We start from the raw sequence: 23,755 nt of genomic DNA, 5'->3' as shown, positions 1-23,755 counted from the left end.
ATCTTCCTCATCTGGTTGAGTGATCAGCAGACTGGGCGGTTTCGTTTACGGAGTGTGATTTTTTCGATCAAAGGTGTCACTTTGGGCGACTGTCCGTCTATCATCGCCGGAGAGGGGGCGCACTGTTGTTGGGGCGGTGTACCGAAGTCCAGGGGAGGGACTGAGGTGAGGCCTGATGGCCACCACCATCGAAGGGGGACGGTTCGAGCCGACCGTGTTCGGCGCGATGCGCCGCTACCGGCTCATGGTCGCGATCATCACGGTGCTGGTGGCCGCGGCGGCAGTGGGGTACTCACTCACGCAGACCGAGGTCTACCGCGCCTACGCCACCGTCACGGTGCCGCAGAGCGCCCTCGCGCAGGGCGACTCCCGCGAGCAGTACTTCGACAGCCAGGTGCTGCTCCTGCAGTCGCAGGACGTCGCCGACCGGGCGGTGCGGATCGCGAACGCTGGCCTGAACGACACGGTGCTGTCGATCCGCGACTTCACCGGTGAGAGCAAGTCGCTGGAGATCACGCCGCCCGAGGGCGCCCAGCCCGGGGCGTTCGGGGCAAGCATCGTCGCCGTGACGTTCACCTGGCCGAGCGCCCGGGTGGCGCAGACCGGCGCGAACGCGTTCCTGCAGGCCTTCGACGAGGCCCGGTCCGCCGCGATCGCCGCTCAGGGCGCGGACGAGGTCGCCGCCCTCGAACGGGCCATCCGGGACACCCGCACCGCCGGCCAGCTGACCGACCTGCAGAACCAGCGGACCCAGACCCTGGTCCAGCTGCAACTGGACCTGGCCACCCATCCGACCATCGCGTGGGCCGCCGAGCCGCAGGTGCCGATCAACGCGAACTCCAAGCGGGCCGGCGCGATCGGCATCGCCGCCGGTCTCGTGCTGGGCGGTGCGATCGCGTACCTCCGGGCGGCCCGCCGGCGGCGACTCGACGACCGGCTCGATCCGGTCGCGATCTACGACGCGCCGCTCATCGGCGACATCCCGCCGGCCGGGCCGAAGCAGCTGCTGTCCAACCTCTCGACCGCTACCGATCCGCTGCCGGTGGCGACCGACCCGCAGTCTCCGGCGGCCGAGGCGTTCCGGTTCACCGCCGGTTCGGTCGAACGCCTCCGCGCCGCGAAGGACGACCGGCTGGCCGTCGCCTTCGTCTCCGCCGGCTCGGACGTCGAGCGCAGTACGGTCGTCGCCAACGTCGCGCTCGCGGTCGCCGAGAGCGGGACGCCGGTGCTGGCGGTGGACGCCGACGCGTCCTCGGCCTCGCTCACCGGGCTCCTGCTGCCGGGCAGCCCGCAGGCGGACGGCTTCGAACAGGTGGTCGCCGGCTGCCGGCCGGTGTCGGACTGCGTCGAGACCAGTCCGCTCCACGCCGACGTCACCGTCCTTCGCGCGGGTCCTGTCCGCGTCAGCCGGACCACGGGTGCGGCGTACGCCGAGGCGGTGGACAAGCTGATCGCCGAGGCGAAGTCGGCGTTCGAGCTCGTGCTGATCGACAGTCCGTCGCCCTTGCGGCTGGCGAACGCCGTCGACCTGGTGCAGGACTCCGACGCGGCCGTGGTCGTCCTCGAGTCGGGTGAACGGATCCAGGACCACGTCCGGATGGTCGAGCAACTGGACCAGGTCCAGTCCGGTCTCGTCGGGTACGTCTACCGGCGGACGGGCCGGGGGCCGAAGTTCGTTCGCCGGCTGCTCGCGCGGACTGCTCGGCGTCCGGAGTACGCCGTACCGACCCGGCAGTTCGCCTTCCAGTCGTCCAAGAACGCGCGCGTCTCCCGGGGTTGACGCGGGATGCCGTCGCCCGCGGCGCAGTACCGACCGGTCGCCCTGCAGCCGCCGGACACCGGTGGCCGCCTCTTCGTGCTTTACGGCCGGCTGCTCGGTCCGCTGCTCGGCGGCTACCTGCTGTTCGACCGGGCCTTCGCCTACCTGCATCTGCCCGGCAGCTCGCTGTACGTCGGCGAGCTGATGCTCGGGCTCGGCGTGGTCGCGACGCTCGCGGCCACGAGGTACTTCCTGGTGCCGGCCAGGGACGAGCCGGTGCTCGCCCTGCTGACCGCGTTCGCTCTGTGGGGGCTGATCCGCACGGTCCCCGGCGTCGCCACCTACCAGCTGGACGCGCTGCGCGATGCCGCGCTCTGGTTCTACTGCTTGTTCGCGTACTTCGTCATCGCGGCGCTCGCCAAGTCGCCGGACCTGCTGGACCGGCTGATCTCCCAGCTGTCCCGGTTCGTCCCGTGGCTGCTGCTGTGGTTGCCGTTCGCCGTGGTGCTGTCACCACTCGCCGAGGACGCTCCGAAGGTTCCGTTCACCACCGTGTCGGTGCTGTCGCACAAGCCCGGGAGCGCAGCGATCGCGGCGCTGCTCGTCCTCGGCTGCATGTGGCTCCTGCCCGGCGAACGCAGCCCGCGCAGCCGCGCCGGCTGGAGTCTCCTGGCCCTCGCCGTCATCGCGCTCGCCGCGACCCAGAACCGCGGCGGCCTACTGGGTGTGCTGGCCGGAGGAGCCATCGGCCTGGCGCTGATGCGCCGGCGCGCGGGTCTCGTCGTCCGTCTCGTGCTCGTGGTCACGATCGGGCTCGGCATGGCGTCGCTGCTGTCGTTGAAGGTGCCGCTCGGCGGCCTGCAGGGCCGGGACTTCTCGGCGTCCCAGTTGGTCGCCAACGTGGTGAGCCTCGGCGGTGAGGAGACACCGGGCAACCTGGGCGGCACCGTCGAGGGGCGCCAGGAGCTGTGGACGCGGATCCTCGACAAGCAAATGACCGACGGCCACCTCGTCGACGGCTCCGGCTTCGGACAGAACCTGGCGACCGAGGTCGGCGTGTACGACGCCGGCAAGGACACCCTGCGGAGTCCGCACAACTCGCACCTGCACATCCTCGCCCGGATGGGCGTGGTCGGACTGGCGCTCTGGATCGGGCTGTGGCTGGCCTGGTACTGGCGGATGATCACCGGTTGCCGGCGGCTGGCCCGGGAAGGGGAACACACCAGACGGCAGGTGGCTGTGCTGTCGGTGATGGTGACGACGGCCGTGCTGGTGTCGTGCATTTTCGATCCGCAGCTCGAAGGACCTCAGGTGGCGGCTCTGCTATGGACAGCGGTCGGGATCGGCGTGGCCGTGACCACGATCCGGCCGTGGTTCCGCGCCGTCCCCGAAGGCCGGCGCGGGGCCGGGGACGCGAGCCGGGGTGACTCGGGGACCGCGGGTCGGGGTGGGGCCGCGGGTCGGGGTGGGGCCGCGGGTCGGGGTGGGGCCGCGGGTCGGGGTCTGCGGTGACGACGGTCCGGCGGCGGTGGATTGCGGCCGGGTGCGTGCTGGTGGCGGTGTTCGCCGCGTCGTGGTCCTTCGACCGGACCGGGTCGGCACCATCCGTGCGCGCCGGCCCGACTGAACCCGTCGGCCCGGTGTCCCGATCCTGTGACGGCGTCCCGGTCGATCCGTCCGACGACCTCCAGCCGATCATCGACACCCACGCGGCAGGCACGACGTACTGCCTCTCCCCCGGCACGCATCGCCTCGAGCAACCGCTGGTGCCGAAGGAAGGCGACTCGTTGATCGGTCACCTGGGCGCCGTGATCAGCGGCTCGAAGGTGCTGTCCGGCTGGCACAACTCCGGCAGCACGTGGTCGGCCAAGGGTTTCCTCCCGGCGACGCCCGGCACCCACGGCGAGTGCCTGGACTCCGTGCCGACCTGTGCGTACGCCGAAGACGTCTTCCTGGACAAGCAGCCGCTCCGACGGGTGAACGAGGCGGCCGCCGTCACCTCCGGCACCTTCCACGCCGACTACGCCACCAACACGATCACGATCGGAGACGATCCGGCCGGCCGACTGGTGGAGCAGGCGGTCGCACCCAGCCTCGTCCAGGCCGTGGTCGACGACGTCACCGTCGCCAACCTCGTCCTCGAGCAGGCGGCGAACGAAGCCCAGGTGGCCGCGGTCGAGAGCCGTCAGGTCACCCCGCACGCGTCCGGATCGGGCTGGCGGATCCATCACAACGAGGTCCGGCACAACCACGGGGTCGGCCTCGGCCTGGCCGACGACGCCGTCGTCACCGCCAACTTCGTCCACCACCAGGGCCAGCTCGGTTTCGGGGCCTGGGGCAACGGATCCGTCGTCAGCGGCAACGAGATCGCGGCGAACGGCGTGGCCGGCTACTCCCCGGACTGGGAGGCCGGCGGCAGCAAGAGCTGGCGGACCGAGCGGCACACGGTCACCCGCAACTACGTGCACGACAACCTCGGTCCCGGCCTGTGGACCGACGGAGGCAACCTGCACACCGAGTACTCGCTGAACCGGATCATCGGCAACCGCGGCGCCGGCATCCAGCACGAGATCAGCTACGACGCGACCATCCGGGACAACGAGATCTCCGGGAACGGCGACCGCGCCAAGGGGTGGGCCTGGGGCGCCGGCATCCAGATCCAGTCCTCCGGCGGTACGACGGGACTCGTCGAGGTCACCGGGAACGTCGTCACCGGCAACGCGAACGGGATCGCCCTCATCGACAGCGGGAACCGTCAGGCCGAGGACCCGGCGCCGCACGGGCCGCACGTCGTCCGCAACGTCCTTGTGCACCACAACCACGTCACGATGGCGGCAGGTGAGCTCACCGGCGCCGTCCAGGACATCGGCGACACCGCGGTCTACGCCGAGAGCAACAACCGCTTCGAGGACAACACCTACGACCTGCCGTCGCTCGCCGGCGCCCACTTCGCCTGGAACGACACCGAGCTGACCTGGGACGAGTGGCGCGCGCAGGGCAACGACGTGGACGGTCGCGCCGAACGCCGCTGACTCCGCTGCCTCGGTCAGCCGCCGGGTCAGCTCAGGTCGTCGTTGAGGCGGGACAGGAGGCGGCCGAGGTCGGCCAGGTCGGCCGGGTTCCAGCGGTCGAGGATCGCCCGGAACTCGGTCTGCCGCAGGGTCCGCATCGCGCCGTACCGCTCCGCGCCGACGTCGGTCAGCCGGAGCAGGCGCGCGCGGCCGTCGTCGGGGTCGCCGATGCGTTCGATCAGGCCGAGGTTCTCCAGTTGGGTGATGCCGCGGGAGACGGTCGACTTGTCCAGGCCGAGGGCCTGCGCGACGTCGGAGGCGCGCACGCCCGCGCCGTTGCCCGACGTACCGAGCTCGATCTGGGAGATCAGCGCGTACCCGGCCGCGTCCATGTCCGGGTGCACCCGGCGCGCGAGCCGCAGCGACGCCGAGCGCGACCGCCGGAACAGCGCGGACAGTTCCTGCTCGATGTCGGCGACCAGCCCTGATCGCTCCGTCTCCGGGGTCTGCACGGTCACCGGACCACGATCCCGGCGTCGCGCAACGCCTTCTTCACGTCCGCGATCCGGAAGTCGCCGAAGTGGAACACACTCGCGGCCAGCACGGCGTCCGCACCGGCCTCGACCGCGGGCGGGAAGTGCTCGGGCGCTCCCGCTCCCCCGCTGGCGATCAGCGGTACGTCGACCACCGCCCGGACCGCTCGGATCAGCTCGAGGTCGAACCCCTGCCGGGTCCCGTCGGCGTCCATCGAGTTCAGCAGGATCTCGCCCGCACCGAGCTCGCACCCCTGCCGGGCCCACGCGATCGCGTCCAGGCCGGACGACTTCCGGCCGCCGTGCGTGGTCACCTCGAACCCGCTCGGCTGGTCGTCGGCCCGCCGTACGTCGAGGGACAGCACCAGCACCTGGCTGCCGAACCGGGTGGCGATCTCGCCGATCACCTCGGGCCGGTGGATCGCGGCGGTGTTGATGCCGACCTTGTCCGCGCCGGCCCGGAGCAGCCGGTCCACGTCGGCCGCCTCGCGGACCCCGCCGCCGACGGTCAGCGGGATGAACACCTGCTCGGCGGTCCGCGCGACCACGTCGTACGTCGTCTCCCGCGATCCCGAGGACGCGGTGATGTCGAGGAAGGTGAGCTCGTCGGCACCCTCCGCGTCGTACACCTGCGCCATCTCCACCGGGTCACCGGCGTCGCGCAGATCGGTGAAGTTGACACCCTTGACGACCCGCCCGGCATCGACGTCCAGGCAGGGAATCACTCGCACGGCAAGACTCACGCGGTCAGCGTACCGAGTCACACCCAACCGGCTCCGCACCTGTCCAGACACGCCAAGGGGCCGCGGTCTCCCGCGGCCCCCTCGGTCAGGTCACTTCCAGGCGCGGCGCTTGCTGCCGGCGGCCTTGATCGGCGCGGTCGACTCCCAGACCCGGCGCCAGTGCGCGGCGTCCGGGCCGGACTGGGACGGTGACGCGCCGGCCGCGGCCCGGCGGCGGGCGTCCCACCAGGTGGTCGACTCCTCGTCCAGCAACGCCGACACCGCGGCAGCGATCTTCGGCGCGAACTCGCGCGGGCTCTCGCCCTCGGCCGGCGTCAGCGGGTCGCCGTACCGAACCGCGACCGTCGGGCGGCCGGGCACCGGCCAGCCCCGCCCGCGCGGCATCGCGGCGAACGAGCCCTTGATGCCGACCGGGATCACCGGCACGCCGTGCTCGACGGCCAGGTACGCCGCGCCCATCCGGAACCGCTGGATCCAGCCGTCCGGCGAGCGGGTGCCCTCCGGGAACACGACCACGTTCCAGCCCTGCTCGAGCAGGTCGCCCGGCGTCGAGCTCAGGTTGCCGCCGCGGCGCTCGATCGGGAACGTGTTGAACACGATCGCCGACGTGGTGGCCCGCCACCAGGTGTCGAAGAAGTAGTCCGCCGCGGCCGCGAAGGCGGTCTTGCGCCGCATCGCGTCCGGCAGCGTGCACAGGATCAGCGGGGTGTCCAGGTGCGACGAGTGGTTCGCGACGATCAGCGCCGGGCCGTTCACCTTGAGCAGCGAGTCCAGCCCGCTGACCCGCGGATTGACCTCGAACCGCAGGACGGCCGACAGCGGGCCCTTCTGGATCAGGTCGCGGACCGCGATCGCGGCCGGGGTGCGGGCCCACTTCGTCGGGAAGACCGAGGTCTCCTTCGGGATCACGTACGGCTCGGCCGACCGCGGCACCTGCGGCCGCCGGCCCCACCGCCACCCGCGCGCGACCTGCTTCACGTCCCGCGCGGTGTCGCGGCCGAACTTGACCAGGCTCGTCCCCATCAGCGCACGTCCGCGAGCAGGTGCGGCGGGTTGTGCAGGTACGTGATCGACGGCGACCGGCCGACCGAGTGGCTGACCATCTCGAGCGCGTCCTGCAGCGTCGACGCCGACCGGAAGCCCATCCGCTCGACCGTCTTCCGGTTCGCGCCGACCCAGACGATGTCACCGCAGTGGTCCAGCGCGTGCGAGATCCAGTACCACATGTAGAACGGGTGCACGCCGTGGTACGCGTACGACGTCCGGTACAGGTGGATGTACCACGGATCCTCGGCGTACTGCTTCTCGAACTTCGCCTCGATGGTGGCCGGGTCGGTCGACTCCGACAGCACCTCCTCGAAGAAGTCGACGTACGACGGGTGGTGCAGCTGGCTGAACTCGTACGGCACCGGGTGGTAGAGGATGACCGCGCCGTCCTTGCGGACGATCGGGTTCCCCCGGTAGGCGTTGAAGTGGTAGCCCAGGCCCATGCACGCGGCCAGGATCGGGTTCATCACCGAGTTGACGTTGTACGGGCCGAGGTACGGCACGCCGATGATGCCGACGTCGGACTGGCCCTGCACCTCGACCAGGTGCTGGCGGTGCACCATCTCCAGGGTCTTCTCGTGCACCGGCTCGATCGCGCCGGCGTTCACCCCGGTGAGCTCGTAGTTCGCGCGCACGTCGGTGAAGATCTTGTGCCGCAGCTTGGCCGGCGCCGCCGCCAGCCCGCGCTTGGTCGCGAGCATCGAGGCCTGGTCCTTGATCGACCACTCCCACTCGCGCTTCTGCAGGAACTCCAGGCCGCCGCCGAAGATGTTGTTGTTCAGCGTGGTCTCGATCTGGAACACCTTGACGTTCTGGGTCAGCACCTCACCCATCCGCCAGGCGGAGTGGTGCATCTTCGACGCCTTGTGGTCCATGAACGACCGCGAGTGGATCATCGTGTGGCTGTTGTGGTGGTGCTTCAGCGACTTGTACGACGCCAGCCCGATCGACGTCGACTTGTGACCGCCGTCCATCGCCACCAGGTTCACGTTCACGTACACCAGCAGGTCGGACTCGGCCGCCCGCTTGGAGATCTCCACGTCCTCGCCGTGCCGGGTCTGGCCCAGGTGGGTCAGGTTGTCGCGGTCCTCGGCGTCGAAGTTGTAGAGCTTGCCGTCGGGGAAGAACGACCGGAACACGCGCTCGCCGACGATGTCGCGCAACTCGTTCGGAGTGAGCCGGCGGTGCAGCGCGTTCGCCGAGATGATCTCGACGTCGTCCACGCCCGCGTCGGCCGCCAGCGTCAGCACGGCCTCGATGATCCGCTGCCGGATGTCCGGCTTCCGCATCGGCGGCAGCGGCAGCGAGATGTCGTCGAACGCGATCGTCAGCCGCATCCCCGGCCGGAGCAGCTCCGGCAGCGGCTCGGACTCGATCGGGTGCAGCAGCGCGTTCTGGATCGCCTCCTCGACGTCCCGCACCGGCGGCAGCGCCTCCGGCGGGTACACCACCCGGGTGCCGAGCGGGAAGCGCTCCAGCTGGAAGCCCTCCCCCGAGTGCACGATCAGCGGCGGCGTCCGGTCGTCCACCTCAAGCACGAAACCTGGCCGAGACATGTCAGAACCTCTCTCGTCGTACGTACGGCGCGTGTGCCGCGGCCCTCATGAGGCCCTCACATCGAAAGCAACCTTGACCGTGCCCAGTCGGCCGGCCGAGTGCGCGTGGTCGATCGCCTCGCGCCAGCGGTACAGCGGGTAGCGGGCCCCGACGATCCCGTCCAGCGGGGCCTTCGCGGCCAGCTCCAGCGCGGTCTCGAAAGCCGGCCGGTCGTTCGGCTCCTCCCGCGCGGAGGCGTAGGTGCCGGTCAGCTCGAGCTCGCGGAACCACACCGGTGACAGGTCGGCGCCACTGGCCGGCATCCCGGACAGCACCACCCGGCCACCGGCCTTGGTCACCCGCAGGACGGTGTCGATCGAGTCCTTGCTGCCGACCGCATCCACGGCGATGTCGACCCCGCCGAGCAGGAACTCCTTGGCGCCGAGCTCCGGCTTGAGGCGGAACGCGCCCGTCGACCGGCGGACTCCGCGGAACACCTCGTCCGGCGCCACCACGTCGCTGGCCCCGAACGCCCGGGCGAGCTCGCGCTGCTTGGCGTGCTTCGCGACCACGGTGATCCGGCCGGCCTGCGTCAGCTCACGCAGGGCGAGGGTGGCGAACAGGCCGACCGCGCCCGCACCACTCACCAGCACCGACTGGCCCGGCTCGACCTTGGCCCGCAACGCGGCGTGCACTGCGCCGGCCAGCGGCTCCGTGAGCACCGCACGCTCGTCGCTCAGCCCGTCCGGTACGGCGTACAGCTGGCTGCGATGCGCGACCATCAATTTGCCCCAGCCGCCACCGGTGTCGCTGCAGAATCCGGTCTGCAGACCGGGCGTCACGTGGCCGACCGTGATCCGGTCACAGCGGTTGGTCGCGCCGGACGCGCAGTTCACGCACGGCTCGACGCCGCGGGCGGCGCAGGTGAGCACCGAGTCCATCACGACCCGGGTCCCGGCCGGCAGGTCTTCACAGTCGTCGAGGAGTTCGCCGACGATCTCGTGGCCCGGCACGAACGGCATCGACACCAGCGCGGAGAAGTACATCTTCGTGCTGCCGGTCACCATGCCGAGGTCGGAGCCGCAGATGCCGGACAGGATCGGGCGGATCCGCGCCCAGCCCTCCCGGTCGGCCTTCGGCTCGTTGATGGTCACCAGCCGCAGCGGCGCGGCCGGACCGGTCAGGATGCCGGGGATCCGGCCGCCGACCGCCTTGGCCGCCAGGTACTTCGCCGGCGACCGGTACATCTCGAGAGCGAGCATCATCGGGCGTTCACCCCAGGCAGCTCCAGACGGGACGAGGTGGACGGGGTCTTCCAGTCGACGATCTGCCAGCGCGCGGCCCGGGCGGCCCGGAACAGCGAGACGTCCGGCGAGACTGCGACCGGGTTGCCGACCACCGACAGCATCGGCAGGTCCGAGTGGCTGTCGGCATACGCGTACGACTTGGACAGGTCGATGGCCGTGCCGCGGGCGCGGTGCTTGATCCACGCCGCCCGGGACTCGCCCACCAACGGGGGCCCGGACAGGAACCCGGTGCACCGGCCGCGGTCGTCGACGGCCAGCTCGGCCGCCACGATCTCGTCGAACAACGGCTCCAGCGGCCGGGTCAGCGGCCGGATCGCACCGGTGATCAGGATCGTCTTGTGCCCGGCCGCGCGGTGCTCGCGGATCCGGCGTACGGCGTCCCCGCTGAGCCGCTCGAGGACGTGCTCGGCGAGCAGTTCGTCGACGATCCGGTTCAGCTCCTCGAGCTCGGCGCCCTCGTAGCGGCGGTAGATCGTCCGCAGGAACGTGCCGCGGTCCTTCCGCTCGGCCGAGATCAGCTTCGGCAGCCGGCGCAGCATCGAGCCGATCTCACCGATCCGCTGGTGGCTGTCGAGCTCGGGCAGCCGCATCCACAGGTAGGTCTCGATCACGTTCGAGGACAGCAGCGTGCCGTCCATGTCGAAGGCCGCGATCACCTCGCCGTCCTGCTGCGGTTCCACCTTCTTGAGTACGCCGGCGGACTCGGCCAGCGCCTTGTTCCGCTTCTTCCGGACCACGTCCAGCCGGCGGAGCGAGTCGGTCACGCTCGGGCAGTGCACTTCCTGCAGGTAGTGCTGCCAGTCGACCACGGAGGTGTCGCAGGCGAACTTCTCCCGGTCGTCGCCCTCGAGCGCGTTGTGCAGCGCCAGCACGTTGTCGTCGACGAACTGCAGCTCGGCCTGCGCGTACTCGGAGTACAGGTCCATGTAGCGGCGGAGGAAGTCCAGCCGGCGCTTCTGTACGTCGAGCTCGCGGGCGTACTTCCGGGTCCGCTCGCCACGCGGGACGGTGGTGATGATCTTGTCGGCGATCTTGTGCGCGCGTTCGCCGTACCGGAGCATGCTCTCGACCGAGTCGCCGCCGGGGAACTTCCACACCGGCAGCCGGACCGCGCCGCGCTCGCCCAGGTCGAACGGGTGCTTGGAGAAGTACGCGCGCACGCCGGCGTACAGCTGCTCGAAGGTCAGCGGGTTCCGGGCGCCGGAGCCGATGTGGTAGTACTCCGGCTTGCTCAGCTCCGGCTCGGTCGCCATCACCGCGCAGATCGCGCCGACCACGTGGTCGACCGGGATGATCTCGATCACCGAGTCCGGGCTGGCCGGGAACTCGGGCAGCTCGCCGCGGCCGTAGGCGAGGATCAGCGGCTCGGCCATCTTGAAGCCCTCGATCCAGCCCGGGTGCGGGCTCTGCACCGCGGACTCGATGATGGCCGGCCGGACGATCGAGGTCGGCAGCGTCTTCGCGAACTCCTCGACCACGCGCTCACCGAGCGCCTTGGTGAAGGTGTAGCAGTCGGTCCAGCCGAGGCTGCGGGCCCGCTCGGTGCCGGTCTCGACCAGCTTCTTCGCGACCCACTCGGTCCGGCGCCGCTCGGTGTCGGCCGCGGCGGTCAGGTGACCGGCGCGGCGGTGCAGCTTCTCGGCCTCCTTGCGGAACTTCGCCAGCATCGGCGCCGACCGGGACTGCTCCTCGATCCGGGCCTTCATCGCCATCCCGGCCTCGGCCTCGGTCCGCCAGTCGACGGTGTGCTCGACCGGCGCCTCCGGGATCGCGCCGCGGCGGCGGCCGGCCGTGTACGCGGTCGAGATGTGCACGTAGTGCACCGGTCGCTGGGTTTCCACGATCCGCTCGAGCAGGCTCTTGGTGCCGAGCACGTTGGTCGTGAACGCCTCGTGGATTGGCGGATCGAAGCTGACGTCGCCGGCGCAGTGCACGACGATGTCGAGATCCTTCGGCAGCTCCGGTACGTCGGACAGATCGCCGTCGATGACCTGGATCCGGGCCGCGGTCAGCGCCTCGGCGTCGGCGTACTCGGTGCCCTCGCCGTAGAACGGCTTGAAGATGTCCTTCTTGAGCAGCTGCGCCATCCGGTCCGTGCCGGTCATCGAGCCCTTCGGGCGGATGATCGCCGCGACCGTGGTGCCCGGCAGGTCGCCGAGGATCCGGTGCAGCAGCGCCTCACCGACGAACCCGGTGACGCCGGTAACCAGGACCTTCTTGTCCTTGAGCTTGTCGGCCAGACTCACTTGTCGCCTCCACGCGTGAGCTCGAGTGCCTCTTCCAGGGTGAACGCGCCGGCGTACAGAGCCTTACCCACGATGACGCCCTCGACGCCGCTGTTGACCAGCGTGCTCAACGCCCTCAGGTCGTCCAGGCTGGAGACGCCGCCGGAGGCGATGATCGGCTTGTCGGTGCGCGCGCACAGGTCGCGGTACAGGTCGAGGTTGGGGCCCTGGAGCATGCCGTCCTTGGTCACGTCGGTGACGACGTACCGCTCGCAGCCGGCCGCTTCCAGGCGCTCGAGCACCTCGTACAGGTCGCCGCCCTCCTTGGTCCAGCCGCGGGCCGCCAGGGTCCGGCCCCGGACGTCGAGCCCGATCGCGACCCGGTCGCCGTACCGCTGGATGATCCGGTCGCACCACTCCGGGTCCTCGAGCGCGGCGGTGCCGATGTTGACCCGTCGTGCGCCGGTCCCCAGCGCGGCCTCGAGCGAGTCGTCGTCGCGGATGCCGCCGGACAGCTCGACCTGGACGTCCAGCTTGCCGGTAACGTCGGCGAGCAGCTCACGGTTCGAGCCCCGGCCGAAGGCCGCGTCCAGGTCGACCAGGTGGATCCACTCCGCGCCGGCTTCCTGCCAGGCCATCGCTGCGGCCAGCGGGTCGCCGTACGACGTCTCGCTGCCGGCCTCCCCTTGCACCAGCCGGACCGCCTGCCCGTCCGCCACGTCGACGGCAGGCAGCAGCACCAGGTTCTCAGACATGTGGCACACCCTAGATGGCGGCGGTTCCGCGCCCGTAACCCGCTGCCCTGCTGAGTCGTTGTGATCCGATCTGTCTCAGCAATACCACCCTGGCCGGTGGTCTGCACGATTTAGGGTGGCGGAATGGTCACCCTGGAGGAGCTCGAGACGGACCCGCACCCGGCGCTCGCGGCACTGCGGCCGATCGGGTGGGTGGAGGCGCTGAACAGCTGGGTCGTGGCGAGCCGCGGGCTCGCGCTCGCGGTGATGCGGGACCCGGAGGCGTTCACGGTCGACGATCCGCGGTTCTCCACCGCGCAGGTCGTCGGGCCGTCGATGCTCTCGCTGGACGGCGCCGCGCACAAGGCACACCGGGACCCGTTCGAGTCCCCCTTCGGCCTCGCCGAGACCCGGCGCCGCTTCACCACCCTCGTCCAGCAAACCGTCAACGACCTCATCGCCGCCACCCACCCCACCCCCGCAACACCCGTTGGCCGGGCGGACGGCGCACGCACGACTGACTCCGCAGGAATGCGCGGTGTTGCTGGTGCGGGTGTTGTTGATCTCCGGCGGGCGGTGGCTGGGCCGTTGTCGGTGGCCGTCGTGGCGTACTCGCTCGGCCTGCCGCAGGCCTCGGCGGCGACCGTGCTCGACTGGTACACGGCGATCTCCGACTCCGTCACCGGCGTCTCCGCTGGACGCCCGGTGACCGAAGACGGCGCCGCAGCCTTCGCCCAACTCCACGCACATGTTGCCTCCGGCATCGACTCCGCCGACTCCCTCATCGCCGCGGCCGCGCACGCCGGTCTCGGCGTCGACGAGGTGGTCGCGAACGCCGCCGTACTCATGTTCGGCGGCATCGAAACCACCGAGGGCATGATCACCAACGCCCTCTGGCATCTCCTCAACCACCGCGACCAGCTGGACCTCGTGCTCGCCGACCGCACGCTGCTGCCCAACGCACTCGAGGAATCCCTCCGCCTGGAGCCGGCCGCCGCCGTCGTCGACCGCTACGCCACGCGCGACGTCGACCTGGCCGGCGCCCAGATCCGGAAGGGCGATCTGGTCACGGTCTCACTGGCCGGTGCGGGCCGCGATCCGGACGTCTTCCCGGCGCCCGACACCTTCGACGTACGACGAGCCAACGCCCGGCGCCATCTCGCGTTCGCCAGCGGCCCGCACATCTGCCTGGGCATGCACCTGACCCGCCTGGAAGCCCAGACCGCGGTCGACGCCCTGCTCGACCTCCCGGGTCTCCGCCTCGCGCCGGACTCACCGCCCCCACGCGGCCTCGTCTTCCGCAAACCGTCCGCGCTCAACGTCACCTGGGACGGCTGAGCACGAGCATCGCCGCCGGATGAAGGGGCATGACCTTGTCCGGATCCCGCTCGGCGTCGGCGGCCAGACGCCTGAAGCCGTCCTCGAGCTCCGCCGCGGGCAGATGCTCGAACGTCGACAACGCCCGCAGTTTCAGCCGCTCGTGGACCTCGCTGAAAGTGCGTGCCTGCTCGGTGTCCACCCAGACCGGCTCGTCGGCCGCCGACAGGCCGGCCGCTTCCGCGAGCCGCCGTACCTCCTCGACCGTCAGGTACATGCCGGCGTCGACCACCCGGGCCGACGGGAAGTAGTCGTACCAGAACAGGTCCGGCATGAGGTCCGCGAACTGACTGCGCAGAAGCGCCACTCCCCCGGGCTTCAGCACCCGCCGGACCTCCCGCAGCGCCCGCGGCTGATCGCGGAAGTGATGGAACGACAGGAACATCAGCACGCCGTCAACCGATGCCTCCGGCAACGGAATCTCCTCGGCGGCGCCCCGCAGGTAGGTCACGGCCGGGTGCGCGGCGGTCTCCTCCGCGATCACGCGCATCCGGTCCGACGGCTCCACGCCGTACGCCGGTCCGCCGAAAGCGTCGGCCAGACCGGGTGTCAGCCGCCCGGTCCCGCTACCCAGGTCGAGGATCGCCAGCGGTCGCCCGGCCGGCAGGTACTCCGCGAACGCAGCTGTCCACCGCCGTACCTCGTCCCCGGTCATCCCCCGTCCCGCGGCGTACACCCTGCTCAACCGTCCGTCGTAGTCGACCATGATGCGGACACTAGTCACCCGATGCGGGGCACTGGGTACTGGTGCGGTGTGGCTGGCGGCAGCACAATGGCGACATGACCAACCTCACGGCGGCGCAGACCCTGGCCGATGTCGGCGACATCGTCCGGGTCGAGGCGCGGCGGGTCACCGGGGCGCAGGGCGCGACCTTCGTACTGCGCGAACAGGACCGCTGCTTCTACGCCGACGAGGACGCGATCGCCCCGCTGTGGAAAGGCCAGCGGTTCCCGATCACCGCCTGCATCAGCGGCTGGGCGATGCTGCACGACGAGCCCGCGGTCGTCCCGAACATCGAGCTGGACGAGCGGATCCCGCTCGAGGCGTACATGCCGACGTTCGTCCGCAGCCTGTTGATGGTGCCGGTCGGCTCCCCGACCCCGGTGGCCGCGATCGGCGCCTACTGGTCCCGCAACCACCGGGCGACGCAGCGTCAGATCGACGACCTGCAGGCGCTCGCCGGCCGGGCCGCCGACGCGATCCGCCGGATCGGGCTCGCGGACGCGCCGTGGGCGCCGACGTTCACGAACGGCTGATCAGCCCCGGAAGACGTCGTACGCCAGCCGGAGGATGAGGGCGGAGACGACGACCAGGAAGACGATCCGGACGAACCGGCTGCCGCGCGCCACCGCCGTCCGGGCGCCGAGCAGGCCACCGAGCATGTTCGCCGCGCCCATGATCAGGCCGAGGATCCACAGCGGCGCGCCACTGAGCGCGAAGACGCCGATCGCGCCGAGGTTGGTGGCGACGTTGGCGATCTTCGCCTTGGCGCTGGCCTGCAGGAAGTTGTAGCCGAGGAACCCGACCAGCGCGAAGATCAGGAACGACCCGGTGCCCGGCCCGACCGCGCCGTCGTAGAAGCCGATCAGTACGCCGACCGCGCAGGCCGCGAGGTAGTGGTCCCTGCCGTCGAAGCGTAACGCCGTCCGTGCACCCAGTGACGGCTTCATCGCCGTGTAGATCGCAACTCCGATCAGCAGCACGAGCACGATCGGCTTGAACCAGGACATCGGGATCTTCGTCGCGACCAGCGCACCCGCCGCCGATCCCAGCCCGGCCAGGATCGCCAGCGGGATCACGGTCCGCTTGTCCGGCCGCACCTTGACGCCGAACGTGACCGCGCTGGTCGTCGTACCGCACAGGGACGAGATCTTGTTGGTCGACAGGATCTGCGCCGGGGTCGCGGCCGGGAGACCGAGCAGCATCGCCGGGAGCTGGATCAGCCCGCCGCCGCCCACCACCGCGTCGATCCAGCCGGCCGCGAACGCCGCGACCACCAGGAAGAGCAGGGTCCACAACGAGATGTCAGGCACGGCGGCACACCAGGCGGAAAGCACTCACCCGGACATCATCCGGTAAGGCCGTTATTCAGATAAACCCTTACACCGGCGGACGTGACCCACCCCACTTCCGCGCCCGTCGGGTCGCTGTCACAGTGGGCGCATGGCGTCCATGCTGCCCCCTGAAGACGAGGCCCTGGCGACCGGCTGGGAGCCGGACCTGCCGCCGGCCGACTCGCTCGTCCGGCAGGCGGTGCTCGCGCACGCGTCCTGGGCGACTGATCCGGCCCGTCGGGCGGGCAAGCCCTGGTACGACGGCGACGCGTGGGCCGGCGGCTTCCTCGGCGACCGCGGCCCACTGACCAACCTGGTCGTGCAGAAGCAGCCGGTCGATCCGGCCGAGGTGATCGCCGAGGTCGCGCGGGAGCTGCCGAATAACGTCCCGTACCTCTTCGTCAGTCCCTGGCCGACGCGAGACCTGCGCGAACACGGCCTCGGCCTGGTCGGCCATCCCCCACTGATGGTGCGCTTCCCGGAGACCGCGACCACGCCGCCGGTCACCGATCTCGAGATCCGCCAGGTCACCGACGAGGCCGGTCTCGCCGACGCCGAACGCGTCATCATCGAGGGCTATCCACTCCCCGAGCTCCAACCCGTCGAGCCCGGGATCCTCTACCACGCGACCCTGCTCGACAGCCCTTCCACCGTCTGGGTCGGGTACGACGGCGACGTACCCCTCGCCACCGCGATCGCCCACCACGCGGCCGGCGTCACCGTGGTCGAGAACGTCGCCGTCATGCCCACCGCCCGAGGCCGCTCCGCCGGCGCCGCCCTCACCTGGGCCGCCACCACCCACCACCCCGCTGACCCCGCCGTCCTCCTCGCCTCCGACGCCGGCCAACCCACCTACACCCGCCTCACCTACCGCCCCCTAGAACGCTGGACAATCTGGCTCCGCCCGTAACCTACGGCCGCTTCACCAACAACCCCGCCACCTCAGACGTGGCCGCCACATAGGCACCGAGCTCCCGATCGAGCAGTCCGGCCAATGCACTCACCTTCGCGGTCTCCCGCGGCAGGTTCTCACCGATGAGCGGTTCGTGATGTGCGACCCGGTTGCGGAGCCGGTTGAGAGTCGCCACATTGCTGTCGACATCACGCTTCCGATCGGTGCCGGGTGGATACGCACGATGCAGAAACGGCACCCAGACCGTCTTCTCGTGCGCCGACGAACTGAGAAAGCGCCAGAAACCGAAGGTGAGCTCGGCGATCACCTTCCCCGGCGGACCAGCGGGTCCCACCCGTGCGCACGCCTCTTCCAACTGCGCCCGCTGCTGACGATTGATATCCACCGCCTCGCCGTCGCGCAGCGCTGCAGTTCACCGCCGGCCGCGGCGCGGTACTTCGCCAGGCGCGCGGTGCTCAGCCACCGTTGCATCCAAGGTCCGGCCGGCGGCGGGGTCTGTGGGCCGGGCTCCACGGGTGTCTCCTCATCGGTGGTACTCTTGCTCCGGAAGCCCCGGTGGACCGCTGACTTTGGTCATGTCGCCGGGGCCACGACTTTTTCTGGGGTCGGTTCAGTGCGCACGATCCCCTCTGCCCGCGCCGGCGTTCTCCCGCTAGCAGAACCGTGGGCCGCTCTCGCTCAGGAGAACGGCCCACCGGTGTGATGGGTCAGCCGCGGACGGCGGTGACCAGGTGGTCTGCGACGTCGGGGAGGGGGACGTCGGTGCGGGTGCCGGTGCGGCGGTCTTTGACCTCGATGGTGCCTTCGGCGAGGCCCTTGCCGACGACGGCGATGGTGGGGACGCCGAGCAGCTCGGCGTCCTTGAACTTGACGCCCGGCGAGACCTTCTCGCGGTCGTCGTACATCACCGTCAGGCCGCGGGACTCCAGCTCGGTGGCCAGCTCGGCCGCCTTCTCGAACACCTCGGAGTCCTTGCCGGTGGCCACTAGATGGACGTCGGCGGGCGCGATCTCGCGGGGCCAGATCAGGCCGAGCTCGTCGTGGTTGCCCTCGGCGATCGCGGCCACCGCGCGGGTGACGCCGACCCCGTAGGACCCCATCGTGACCGTGACGAGCTTGCCGTTCTGGTCCAGCACCTTCAGGTCGAGCGCGTCGGCGTACTTCCGGCCGAGCTGGAAGATGTGGCCCATCTCGATCCCGCGCGCCGACGACAGCGGACCCGAACCGTCGGGCGCCTGGTCGCCGTCGCGCACCTCGGCGGCCTGGATCGTGCCGTCGGCGGTGAAGTCGCGGCCGTACACCAGGTTGATCACGTGGAAGCCGGACTTGTCCGCACCCGTCACCCACGCCGACCCCTCGGCGACCCGCGGGTCGAGCAGGTAGCGGATCTTGGACGTGTTCTCCGCACCGAGCACGCCGGGGCCGATGTAGCCCTTCGCGAGCGCGGGGAACTTCTCGAAGTCCGCCTCCTCGAACGCGACCACCTCGGCGGGCTCCAACTGCGCGCCCAGCCGCTTCTCGTCGATCGCCCGGTCGCCCGGCACGCCGATCGCCAGCGGCTCGCGGGTCCCGTCGGGGTGCACCAGCATGACGAGCACGTTCTTCAGCGTGTCCGCCGCGGTCCACTCGCGACCGTCCGCGCGCGCGTGCTTCGCGTTCAGCGCGTCCACCAGCGTGTCGATCGTGGGCGTGTCCGGGGTGTCCACGACCTCGGCCGCGGGGACGCCGGAGGCGTCCACGGGCTCGGCCTGCGGGACCACGACCGCCTCGACGTTCGCGGCGTACCCGCCCGGCGAGCGGACGAAGGTGTCCTCACCGTTCTCGGCGATCGCCAGGAACTCCTCGGACCGCGAGCCGCCCATCGCCCCCGACATCGCCTTGACGATGACGTAGTCGAAGCCGAGCCGGTCGAAGATCTTGATGTACGCCTCGCGGTGCCGCTCGTACGACGCCGCCAGCCCGTCGTCGTCGACGTCGAAGGAGTACGAGTCCTTCATCACGAACTCGCGCCCGCGAAGCACCCCGGCGCGCGGACGGGCCTCGTCGCGGTACTTGTTCTGGATCTGGTAGATCGACAGCGGCAGATCCTTGTACGACGAGTAGAGCTCCTTCACGACCAGCGTGAACATCTCCTCGTGCGTCGGCCCGAGCAGCATGTCGGCGCCCTTGCGGTCCTTCAGCCGGAAGATGTTCGGACCGTACTCCGTCCAGCGGCCGGTCGCCTCGTAGGGCTCACGGGGCAGCAGCGCGGGGAACACGAGCTCCTGCGCGCCGATCGCGTCCATCTCCTCGCGCACGATCCGCTCGACGTTGCGCAGCACCCGCAGACCCAGCGGCAGCCAGGTGTAGATGCCGGGCGCGGCCCGCCGGATGTAGCCGGCGCGGACGAGCAGCTTGTGGCTCGGGACCTCCGCGTCCGCCGGGTCCTCGCGAAGGGTGCGGAGGAACATCGACGACATGCGCAGAATCACGGGAGTCTCCAAGCCTGAAAGAGAGAAGAACGAAACAACGGACGTCACAGAGGATATCCGCCCCGCGGGCATGCTCTCACCACGTTATCCACAGGTCACGGCAGGGCGGACGGCGTCAGCGGCCCTCGCGCGCCGCTTTCAGCGCCCACCTGATCAACGGAATCTGCATCGGCAGCCGCGCCCACGCGACCGCCTTCGCCGGCCCGGTCCCCTTCCGCTGCAGGTCGGCCGCCATCTGCACGTTCGCCGGGAACACGGCCACCAGCAGGCCCGCACTGGCCAACCCGGCCGCCCGCCGCGTCCGGGGATGCAGCAACCCGGCCGCGCACGCCAGCTCGGCCACGCCGGACACGTACACGAGCTCCTTCTTCCGCGGCAGCGCCCGCGGCACGATCCGCTCGAACGGCCGCGGCTTCGCGAAGTGCAACGTCCCGAGTACGCCGAACAGCAGTGCCAAACCGGTTGTGGTCCTGCTCCGAGACGTCATGCGCGGAGCTTACCCGGGGGTAATCACGGCAGCGGACCGTACGGCGCGGCCGCCGCGCGGGCGGCGTACACCAACGCTGGTTTCAGCAACGGCCAGAACGTCGACGACACGCACGAGTACGCCGGCAGGAACCCCGCGCACGCCCCGGCCGACGGCCCGATCTCGAACGTGTACGCCGGTACGCCGCGCGTCCCGTAGAGCCAGTCGTCCGTCGCACCCGGAGCGAGGTATCCGACGCCGCCGTCCCCGGTAGACACCGGATACCCGGTGAGCGCACCCATCTTCTTGCCCAAGGCAACCAGCTTGGCGTGGTCCGGCGCAGCCGCGTTCGTGAAGCTGTACGGCGCGAGGATGTCGTTGCCGAAGCTGTGCAGACTGAGCATCACCCCGGTCGTGCTCGCGGCGGCCGGATCGTTCACCCCGTCCTTGGTGTCCTGGAAGATCGCCTCGAGCAGCCCCTGGATCGCGACCGTCTCCGGCTCCGACACCGCCTTGGCGCCCGGGTACGTCTCGTCGCAGGGCCCGCCCTGCCGCACGTCCCACTGGAACGACGAGTTGCGGTTCAGGTCGACACCCGCGTCGGCCGCGGGACACCCGCCCGCACTGTTGTCGACGTTTTTGCGGTGCAGCACCGGCCGGTTCGGGCTGGACGCGACCACGTCCACGCCGTCGGGGTTGGAGATCGGCACGACCCACAGCTCGCGGGTGTCGAGCAACGCGGTGAGCTCCGGGTCCACGCCGTACGAGGTCACCAGCAGGTCGATCCAGCGGTACGCGATCTCGCCGGTCACGATCTCCCGGGCGTGGATCTGCGTGTGCAGCACGAACTTCGGCTTCTTGCCCGCCGTGCCGAGCGCACAATCCCCGGCCTGCTGCTTGGTGATGCACAGCGCCTGGATGTCGTGCCCGCCTTGACCTTGGGTCTTCTTCCACGAGTCGCCGATGTCGAGCAGCCTCACCAGCTCCGGGTGGGCGGTCGCCACCTCCGCGTTGTGCTGCTCGTGTCCCGCGGTCGTCCGGTAGCCGCCGTAGTACGTCGCCCCGCCCGGCTCCGACCGCGGCACCGATTGATACACGCTGCCGGTCTTTCCGAGTACGACGCCGCGCGCCCGCAACCGCTCGGCCTCGGCCGCCGTCGCGACGACCGTCGGCCGGGTCCCGTGGCCGATGTCGTACCCGTCCCGGATCAGGTCCGCGACGGTGATCCCGGCCGGCAGCTCGAGCGGGTAGTACGCGACGTCCTCGGCCGGTCTGAAGGCCGTGAGCGCGACCACGACCACCGCGAGGCTGCCCAGTGAGACGACAAGTCTTCGCATCTGATCAACAAAGCGCACCGGCGGTCACCGGCACATCACGGTGAGCGCCCAGTCTCAGAACAGGATTGTCGCGAACGTCTCGATCGTCCGGAACCCGACCCGCTCGTACGCCGCCCGGGCCGGCCGGTTGAACGCGTTCACGTACAGCGTGACCACCGGCGCGATCTGCCGGGCGAGATTCACCACCGCCGCCATCCCCGGCGCGGCCAGCCCATGGCCGCGGAACTCCGGATCCACCCAGACCCCCTGGATCTGGCAGACCCCGGTCCCGACCGAGCCCACCTCGGCCTTGAACACCACCCGGCCGTCCTCGATCCGCGCGAACGCCCGCCCGGCGCGGATCAGCTCGGCCACCCGTGACCGGTAGAACGTCCCGTCCGGACCGGTCTGCGGCGGTACGCCGACCTCCTCGGTGTACATCGCCACGCAGGCCGGGTAGAGGATCGGCAGTTCGACCGGCTCGACCGGCCGGACCAGCGCATCGGGCTCGATCGCCGGCGGGCCGTCGACCACCATGAACGGCTGGTTGTCGCGCACCTCGCGCGCCGGTCCCCAGTGCGGCTCGAGCGTGGTCCACAACAGGTCCACCGCGCGCGCCGGGCCCAGGATCTGGAAACAGTTCCGGCCGCGCCGCAGCGCGTACGCCGCGAACGCGCGCAGGGCCGCCTCGTCGGCGCCGACCGGGACCATGTTGCCGCCCGCGTGGCACAACGCTTCGAGGACGCCCTTGTCGACGTACCCCCAGACCTCCGCACCGCGCCGCGGATCGAGTCCGGAGGCCTGCACCAGGCTGTCGACGAACACGTTGACGACCGGGTCGCGAGCGATCACGGCACGCGCCGCCGCGAGGTCACGAGGACCGAGAACCCGTACGCCCACGCGCAGAACCTAGCGGATGATCGCCTTTCAGGCCTGCAACGGGTCGCGCTCGGAGTCCTCACCGGTGTCGTGGCGGACGTTCTGCCCGGCGTCGCGGTCGGTGTCGTGGTCGGTGTCGTGGCCGGCCGCGATCCGGCGCAGCGGGGACGTCCACGCGACCGCGACCGCGACGAACCCGAAGGCGCCCATCACCACCATCGCGGTCCGGACGCCGTACTGGTTGCCGAGCAGGCCGCCGGCGATCGAGCCGAAGGTCCAGCCGACGCCCCACGCCAACATCCGGCCGGCGGTGTTGACCCGGCCGAGCAGGTGTTCAGGCGAGACCTGCTGCCGGTACGAGATCGAGTTGACGATCACCAGCACGTACGCCGACCCCCACAGCAGCAACGCCAGCGCGGCCAGGATCCACCCCGGCGCCAGCGCGGTGACGATCCCGAGCACCGCGGACATCGGCAGGGCGTACAGCGTGATCGCGGCCGGCGGCATCCGCTTCAGCAACCGCGGCAGTCCGACCGCCGCGATCAGTCCACCGATCCCCCAGGCACCCCACACGAGCCCGAACCGGAGTCCCGACGTACCGATGTGCAGGATGCGGTCGCACCAGACCACCATCAGCGCGACGAACCCGCCGCCGGCGAACGACTGCAGGCTGCCGACGATCGTCATCGTCCGTACGCCGGGATGCCGGACCAGGAACCGGACGCCTTCGGCGATGTCGGCGAAGATCACCCGCGGCCGCAGCGGCAACTGGCCCTCGCGGCGCTCGGACATCGCCCGGACGATGCCGCGGACGGCGATCGCGGACGCGACGAAACTCAACGCGTCGAGGGCGAGCAGACTGGCCGGGTTCAGCACCGCGAGGGCCAGGCCTGCGATCGCCGGGACGAACAGCTCGACCAGGCTGGACGCGGTCCAGACCGCGGCGTTCGCCTGCGCGACCCGGGCGCGACCCACCAGCACCGGCAGCGCGCCGAAGTTGGCGCCGTCGAAGAAGGTGTAGACCGCCTGCACCGCGAACCCGACCACGAGCACCTGGGCGACAGTCAGTACGCCGAGCAGGTGCGCGAGCGGGATCGATCCGATCAGCACCGCGTTCACCAGGTCGGACGACACCATCACGCGCTGCCGGTTCCACCGATCCGAGAGCGCCCCGGCGAACAGTCCGGTCAGCAGGTACGGCGCCGCCTCGAGCGCGGTCGTGAGAGCGGTCAGGAACGTCGACCCGCTCAGCCGGTAGACGAGCACCGGCAGCGCGACCGCGGTGACCATCGACCCGATGACCGACAGCACCCGGGCCAGCCAGTACCGCCGGAAGTCCGGGTCGTCCCGCAGCCGGGCAGGCGCTGCCTCAGTCGTCATGCG

At 70.5% G+C, this 23,755-nt stretch carries 21 protein-coding genes; 6 read left to right on the top strand and 15 right to left on the bottom strand.

Annotation, left to right across the window (positions count from 1 at the left end; all coding sequences use genetic code 11):
- Positions 1-175 precede the first annotated feature (175 nt).
- From ACQPYZ_RS14835 to ACQPYZ_RS14825, 3 genes are read left to right on the top strand one after another with little or no spacing between them, the layout of a single operon-like run.
- Positions 176-1,780 carry a Wzz/FepE/Etk N-terminal domain-containing protein gene (locus ACQPYZ_RS14835; RefSeq protein ID WP_433168471.1) on the top strand — a complete coding sequence of 535 codons (1,605 nt, stop codon included), beginning with the start codon at positions 176-178 and terminating at the stop codon, positions 1,778-1,780.
- Between the two features lie 6 nt (positions 1,781-1,786).
- Positions 1,787-3,271 (top strand): O-antigen ligase family protein, encoded by a 1,485-nt coding sequence (locus ACQPYZ_RS14830; RefSeq protein WP_433168469.1) that lies wholly within the window; start codon positions 1,787-1,789, stop codon positions 3,269-3,271.
- Complete coding sequence (locus ACQPYZ_RS14825) at positions 3,268-4,791, top strand: right-handed parallel beta-helix repeat-containing protein (protein ID WP_433168467.1); 1,524 nt, start codon at positions 3,268-3,270, stop codon at positions 4,789-4,791. Before ACQPYZ_RS14830 ends, ACQPYZ_RS14825 begins: the two co-directional genes overlap by 4 nt.
- Before the next feature lie 26 nt (positions 4,792-4,817).
- On the opposite strand, the gene ACQPYZ_RS14820 is transcribed toward ACQPYZ_RS14825, so the two are convergent.
- The 7 genes from ACQPYZ_RS14820 to priA all read right to left on the bottom strand — a co-directional run bounded on the left by ACQPYZ_RS14820 (position 4,818) and on the right by priA (position 12,916).
- Positions 4,818-5,288 (bottom strand): MarR family winged helix-turn-helix transcriptional regulator, encoded by a 471-nt coding sequence (locus ACQPYZ_RS14820; RefSeq protein WP_433168465.1) that lies wholly within the window; start codon positions 5,286-5,288, stop codon positions 4,818-4,820.
- Positions 5,285-6,046 carry an imidazole glycerol phosphate synthase subunit HisF gene (gene hisF, locus ACQPYZ_RS14815; RefSeq protein ID WP_433168463.1) on the bottom strand — a complete coding sequence of 254 codons (762 nt, stop codon included), beginning with the start codon at positions 6,044-6,046 and terminating at the stop codon, positions 5,285-5,287. Before hisF ends, ACQPYZ_RS14820 begins: the two co-directional genes overlap by 4 nt.
- A gap of 90 nt (positions 6,047-6,136) precedes the next feature.
- Positions 6,137-7,069, bottom strand: a complete 933-nt coding sequence (locus ACQPYZ_RS14810) for a lysophospholipid acyltransferase family protein (RefSeq protein WP_433168461.1) — start codon at positions 7,067-7,069, stop codon at positions 6,137-6,139.
- Complete coding sequence (locus tag ACQPYZ_RS14805) at positions 7,069-8,649, bottom strand: lactate racemase domain-containing protein (protein ID WP_433168459.1); 1,581 nt, start codon at positions 8,647-8,649, stop codon at positions 7,069-7,071. The genes ACQPYZ_RS14810 and ACQPYZ_RS14805 overlap by 1 nt, the downstream gene beginning before the upstream one ends.
- A gap of 45 nt (positions 8,650-8,694) precedes the next feature.
- Complete coding sequence (locus tag ACQPYZ_RS14800; protein WP_433168457.1) at positions 8,695-9,894, bottom strand: zinc-dependent alcohol dehydrogenase; 1,200 nt, start codon at positions 9,892-9,894, stop codon at positions 8,695-8,697.
- On the bottom strand, positions 9,891-12,182 hold the full coding sequence (locus tag ACQPYZ_RS14795; RefSeq protein ID WP_433168455.1) for an HAD-IB family hydrolase: 2,292 nt from the start codon (positions 12,180-12,182) through the stop codon (positions 9,891-9,893). Before ACQPYZ_RS14795 ends, ACQPYZ_RS14800 begins: the two co-directional genes overlap by 4 nt.
- The gene (gene priA / locus ACQPYZ_RS14790) at positions 12,179-12,916 is read right to left on the bottom strand and encodes a bifunctional 1-(5-phosphoribosyl)-5-((5-phosphoribosylamino)methylideneamino)imidazole-4-carboxamide isomerase/phosphoribosylanthranilate isomerase PriA (RefSeq protein WP_433168453.1); all 738 of its coding nucleotides are present in this window, start codon (positions 12,914-12,916) and stop codon (positions 12,179-12,181) included. The genes ACQPYZ_RS14795 and priA overlap by 4 nt, the downstream gene beginning before the upstream one ends.
- 123 nt (positions 12,917-13,039) lie before the next feature.
- On the opposite strand from priA, the gene ACQPYZ_RS14785 reads away from it, so the two are divergent.
- Positions 13,040-14,233: a cytochrome P450 gene (locus ACQPYZ_RS14785; RefSeq protein ID WP_433168451.1), complete on the top strand. Its 1,194-nt coding sequence runs from the start codon at positions 13,040-13,042 to the stop codon at positions 14,231-14,233.
- Here the strand turns inward: ACQPYZ_RS14785 and ACQPYZ_RS14780 are convergent.
- Complete coding sequence (locus tag ACQPYZ_RS14780) at positions 14,217-14,978, bottom strand: methyltransferase domain-containing protein (RefSeq protein ID WP_433168449.1); 762 nt, start codon at positions 14,976-14,978, stop codon at positions 14,217-14,219. The genes ACQPYZ_RS14785 and ACQPYZ_RS14780 overlap by 17 nt on opposite strands.
- A gap of 74 nt (positions 14,979-15,052) precedes the next feature.
- On the opposite strand from ACQPYZ_RS14780, the gene ACQPYZ_RS14775 reads away from it, so the two are divergent.
- Positions 15,053-15,529 (top strand): GAF domain-containing protein, encoded by a 477-nt coding sequence (locus ACQPYZ_RS14775; RefSeq protein WP_433168447.1) that lies wholly within the window; start codon positions 15,053-15,055, stop codon positions 15,527-15,529.
- Here the strand turns inward: ACQPYZ_RS14775 and ACQPYZ_RS14770 are convergent, their stop codons facing one another.
- On the bottom strand, positions 15,530-16,306 hold the full coding sequence (locus ACQPYZ_RS14770; RefSeq protein WP_433168445.1) for a TSUP family transporter: 777 nt from the start codon (positions 16,304-16,306) through the stop codon (positions 15,530-15,532).
- Positions 16,307-16,436: 130 nt separating this feature from the next.
- On the opposite strand from ACQPYZ_RS14770, the gene ACQPYZ_RS14765 reads away from it, so the two are divergent.
- Complete coding sequence (locus tag ACQPYZ_RS14765) at positions 16,437-17,237, top strand: GNAT family N-acetyltransferase (protein ID WP_433168444.1); 801 nt, start codon at positions 16,437-16,439, stop codon at positions 17,235-17,237.
- A gap of 1 nt (position 17,238) precedes the next feature.
- On the opposite strand, the gene ACQPYZ_RS14760 is transcribed toward ACQPYZ_RS14765, so the two are convergent.
- From ACQPYZ_RS14760 to ACQPYZ_RS14735, 6 genes are all read right to left on the bottom strand, one after another.
- A complete protein-coding gene (locus ACQPYZ_RS14760; protein WP_433168443.1) occupies positions 17,239-17,547 on the bottom strand; it encodes a hypothetical protein in 309 nt (102 codons plus the stop codon).
- A 400-nt stretch (positions 17,548-17,947) separates the two neighbouring features.
- Positions 17,948-19,711: a proline--tRNA ligase gene (locus ACQPYZ_RS14755; RefSeq protein ID WP_433168441.1), complete on the bottom strand. Its 1,764-nt coding sequence runs from the start codon at positions 19,709-19,711 to the stop codon at positions 17,948-17,950.
- Between the two features lie 115 nt (positions 19,712-19,826).
- Entirely contained in the window at positions 19,827-20,198 is a 372-nt protein-coding gene (locus ACQPYZ_RS14750; protein ID WP_433168439.1) for a DoxX family protein, read from the bottom strand.
- A gap of 23 nt (positions 20,199-20,221) precedes the next feature.
- On the bottom strand, positions 20,222-21,514 hold the full coding sequence (locus ACQPYZ_RS14745; protein WP_433168437.1) for a M14 family zinc carboxypeptidase: 1,293 nt from the start codon (positions 21,512-21,514) through the stop codon (positions 20,222-20,224).
- 54 nt (positions 21,515-21,568) lie between these two features.
- A complete protein-coding gene (locus ACQPYZ_RS14740; protein WP_433168435.1) occupies positions 21,569-22,393 on the bottom strand; it encodes a GNAT family N-acetyltransferase in 825 nt (274 codons plus the stop codon).
- A 27-nt stretch (positions 22,394-22,420) separates the two neighbouring features.
- Entirely contained in the window at positions 22,421-23,752 is a 1,332-nt protein-coding gene (locus tag ACQPYZ_RS14735; RefSeq protein WP_433168433.1) for an MFS transporter, read from the bottom strand.
- Positions 23,753-23,755: the final 3 nt, after the last annotated feature.

The organism is Kribbella sp. CA-247076, from assembly GCF_050942445.1.
Classification (GTDB): Bacteria; Actinomycetota; Actinomycetes; order Propionibacteriales; family Kribbellaceae; genus Kribbella.
This window is presented reverse-complemented; position numbering and strand designations above follow the sequence as displayed.

Coding starts and splice junctions, on each gene's coding strand:
- ACQPYZ_RS14810 (WP_433168461.1), bottom strand. CDS start 7,069: ATGGGGACGAGCCTGGTCAAGTTCGGCCGCGACACCGCGCGGGACGTG.
- ACQPYZ_RS14835 (WP_433168471.1), top strand. CDS start 176: ATGGCCACCACCATCGAAGGGGGACGGTTCGAGCCGACCGTGTTCGGC.
- ACQPYZ_RS14805 (WP_433168459.1), bottom strand. CDS start 8,649: ATGTCTCGGCCAGGTTTCGTGCTTGAGGTGGACGACCGGACGCCGCCG.
- ACQPYZ_RS14775 (WP_433168447.1), top strand. CDS start 15,053: ATGACCAACCTCACGGCGGCGCAGACCCTGGCCGATGTCGGCGACATC.
- ACQPYZ_RS14785 (WP_433168451.1), top strand. CDS start 13,040: ATGGTCACCCTGGAGGAGCTCGAGACGGACCCGCACCCGGCGCTCGCG.
- ACQPYZ_RS14750 (WP_433168439.1), bottom strand. CDS start 20,198: ATGACGTCTCGGAGCAGGACCACAACCGGTTTGGCACTGCTGTTCGGC.
- ACQPYZ_RS14800 (WP_433168457.1), bottom strand. CDS start 9,894: ATGATGCTCGCTCTCGAGATGTACCGGTCGCCGGCGAAGTACCTGGCG.
- ACQPYZ_RS14735 (WP_433168433.1), bottom strand. CDS start 23,752: ATGACGACTGAGGCAGCGCCTGCCCGGCTGCGGGACGACCCGGACTTC.
- priA (WP_433168453.1), bottom strand. CDS start 12,916: ATGTCTGAGAACCTGGTGCTGCTGCCTGCCGTCGACGTGGCGGACGGG.
- ACQPYZ_RS14780 (WP_433168449.1), bottom strand. CDS start 14,978: ATGGTCGACTACGACGGACGGTTGAGCAGGGTGTACGCCGCGGGACGG.
- ACQPYZ_RS14745 (WP_433168437.1), bottom strand. CDS start 21,514: ATGCGAAGACTTGTCGTCTCACTGGGCAGCCTCGCGGTGGTCGTGGTC.
- ACQPYZ_RS14830 (WP_433168469.1), top strand. CDS start 1,787: ATGCCGTCGCCCGCGGCGCAGTACCGACCGGTCGCCCTGCAGCCGCCG.
- ACQPYZ_RS14765 (WP_433168444.1), top strand. CDS start 16,437: ATGGCGTCCATGCTGCCCCCTGAAGACGAGGCCCTGGCGACCGGCTGG.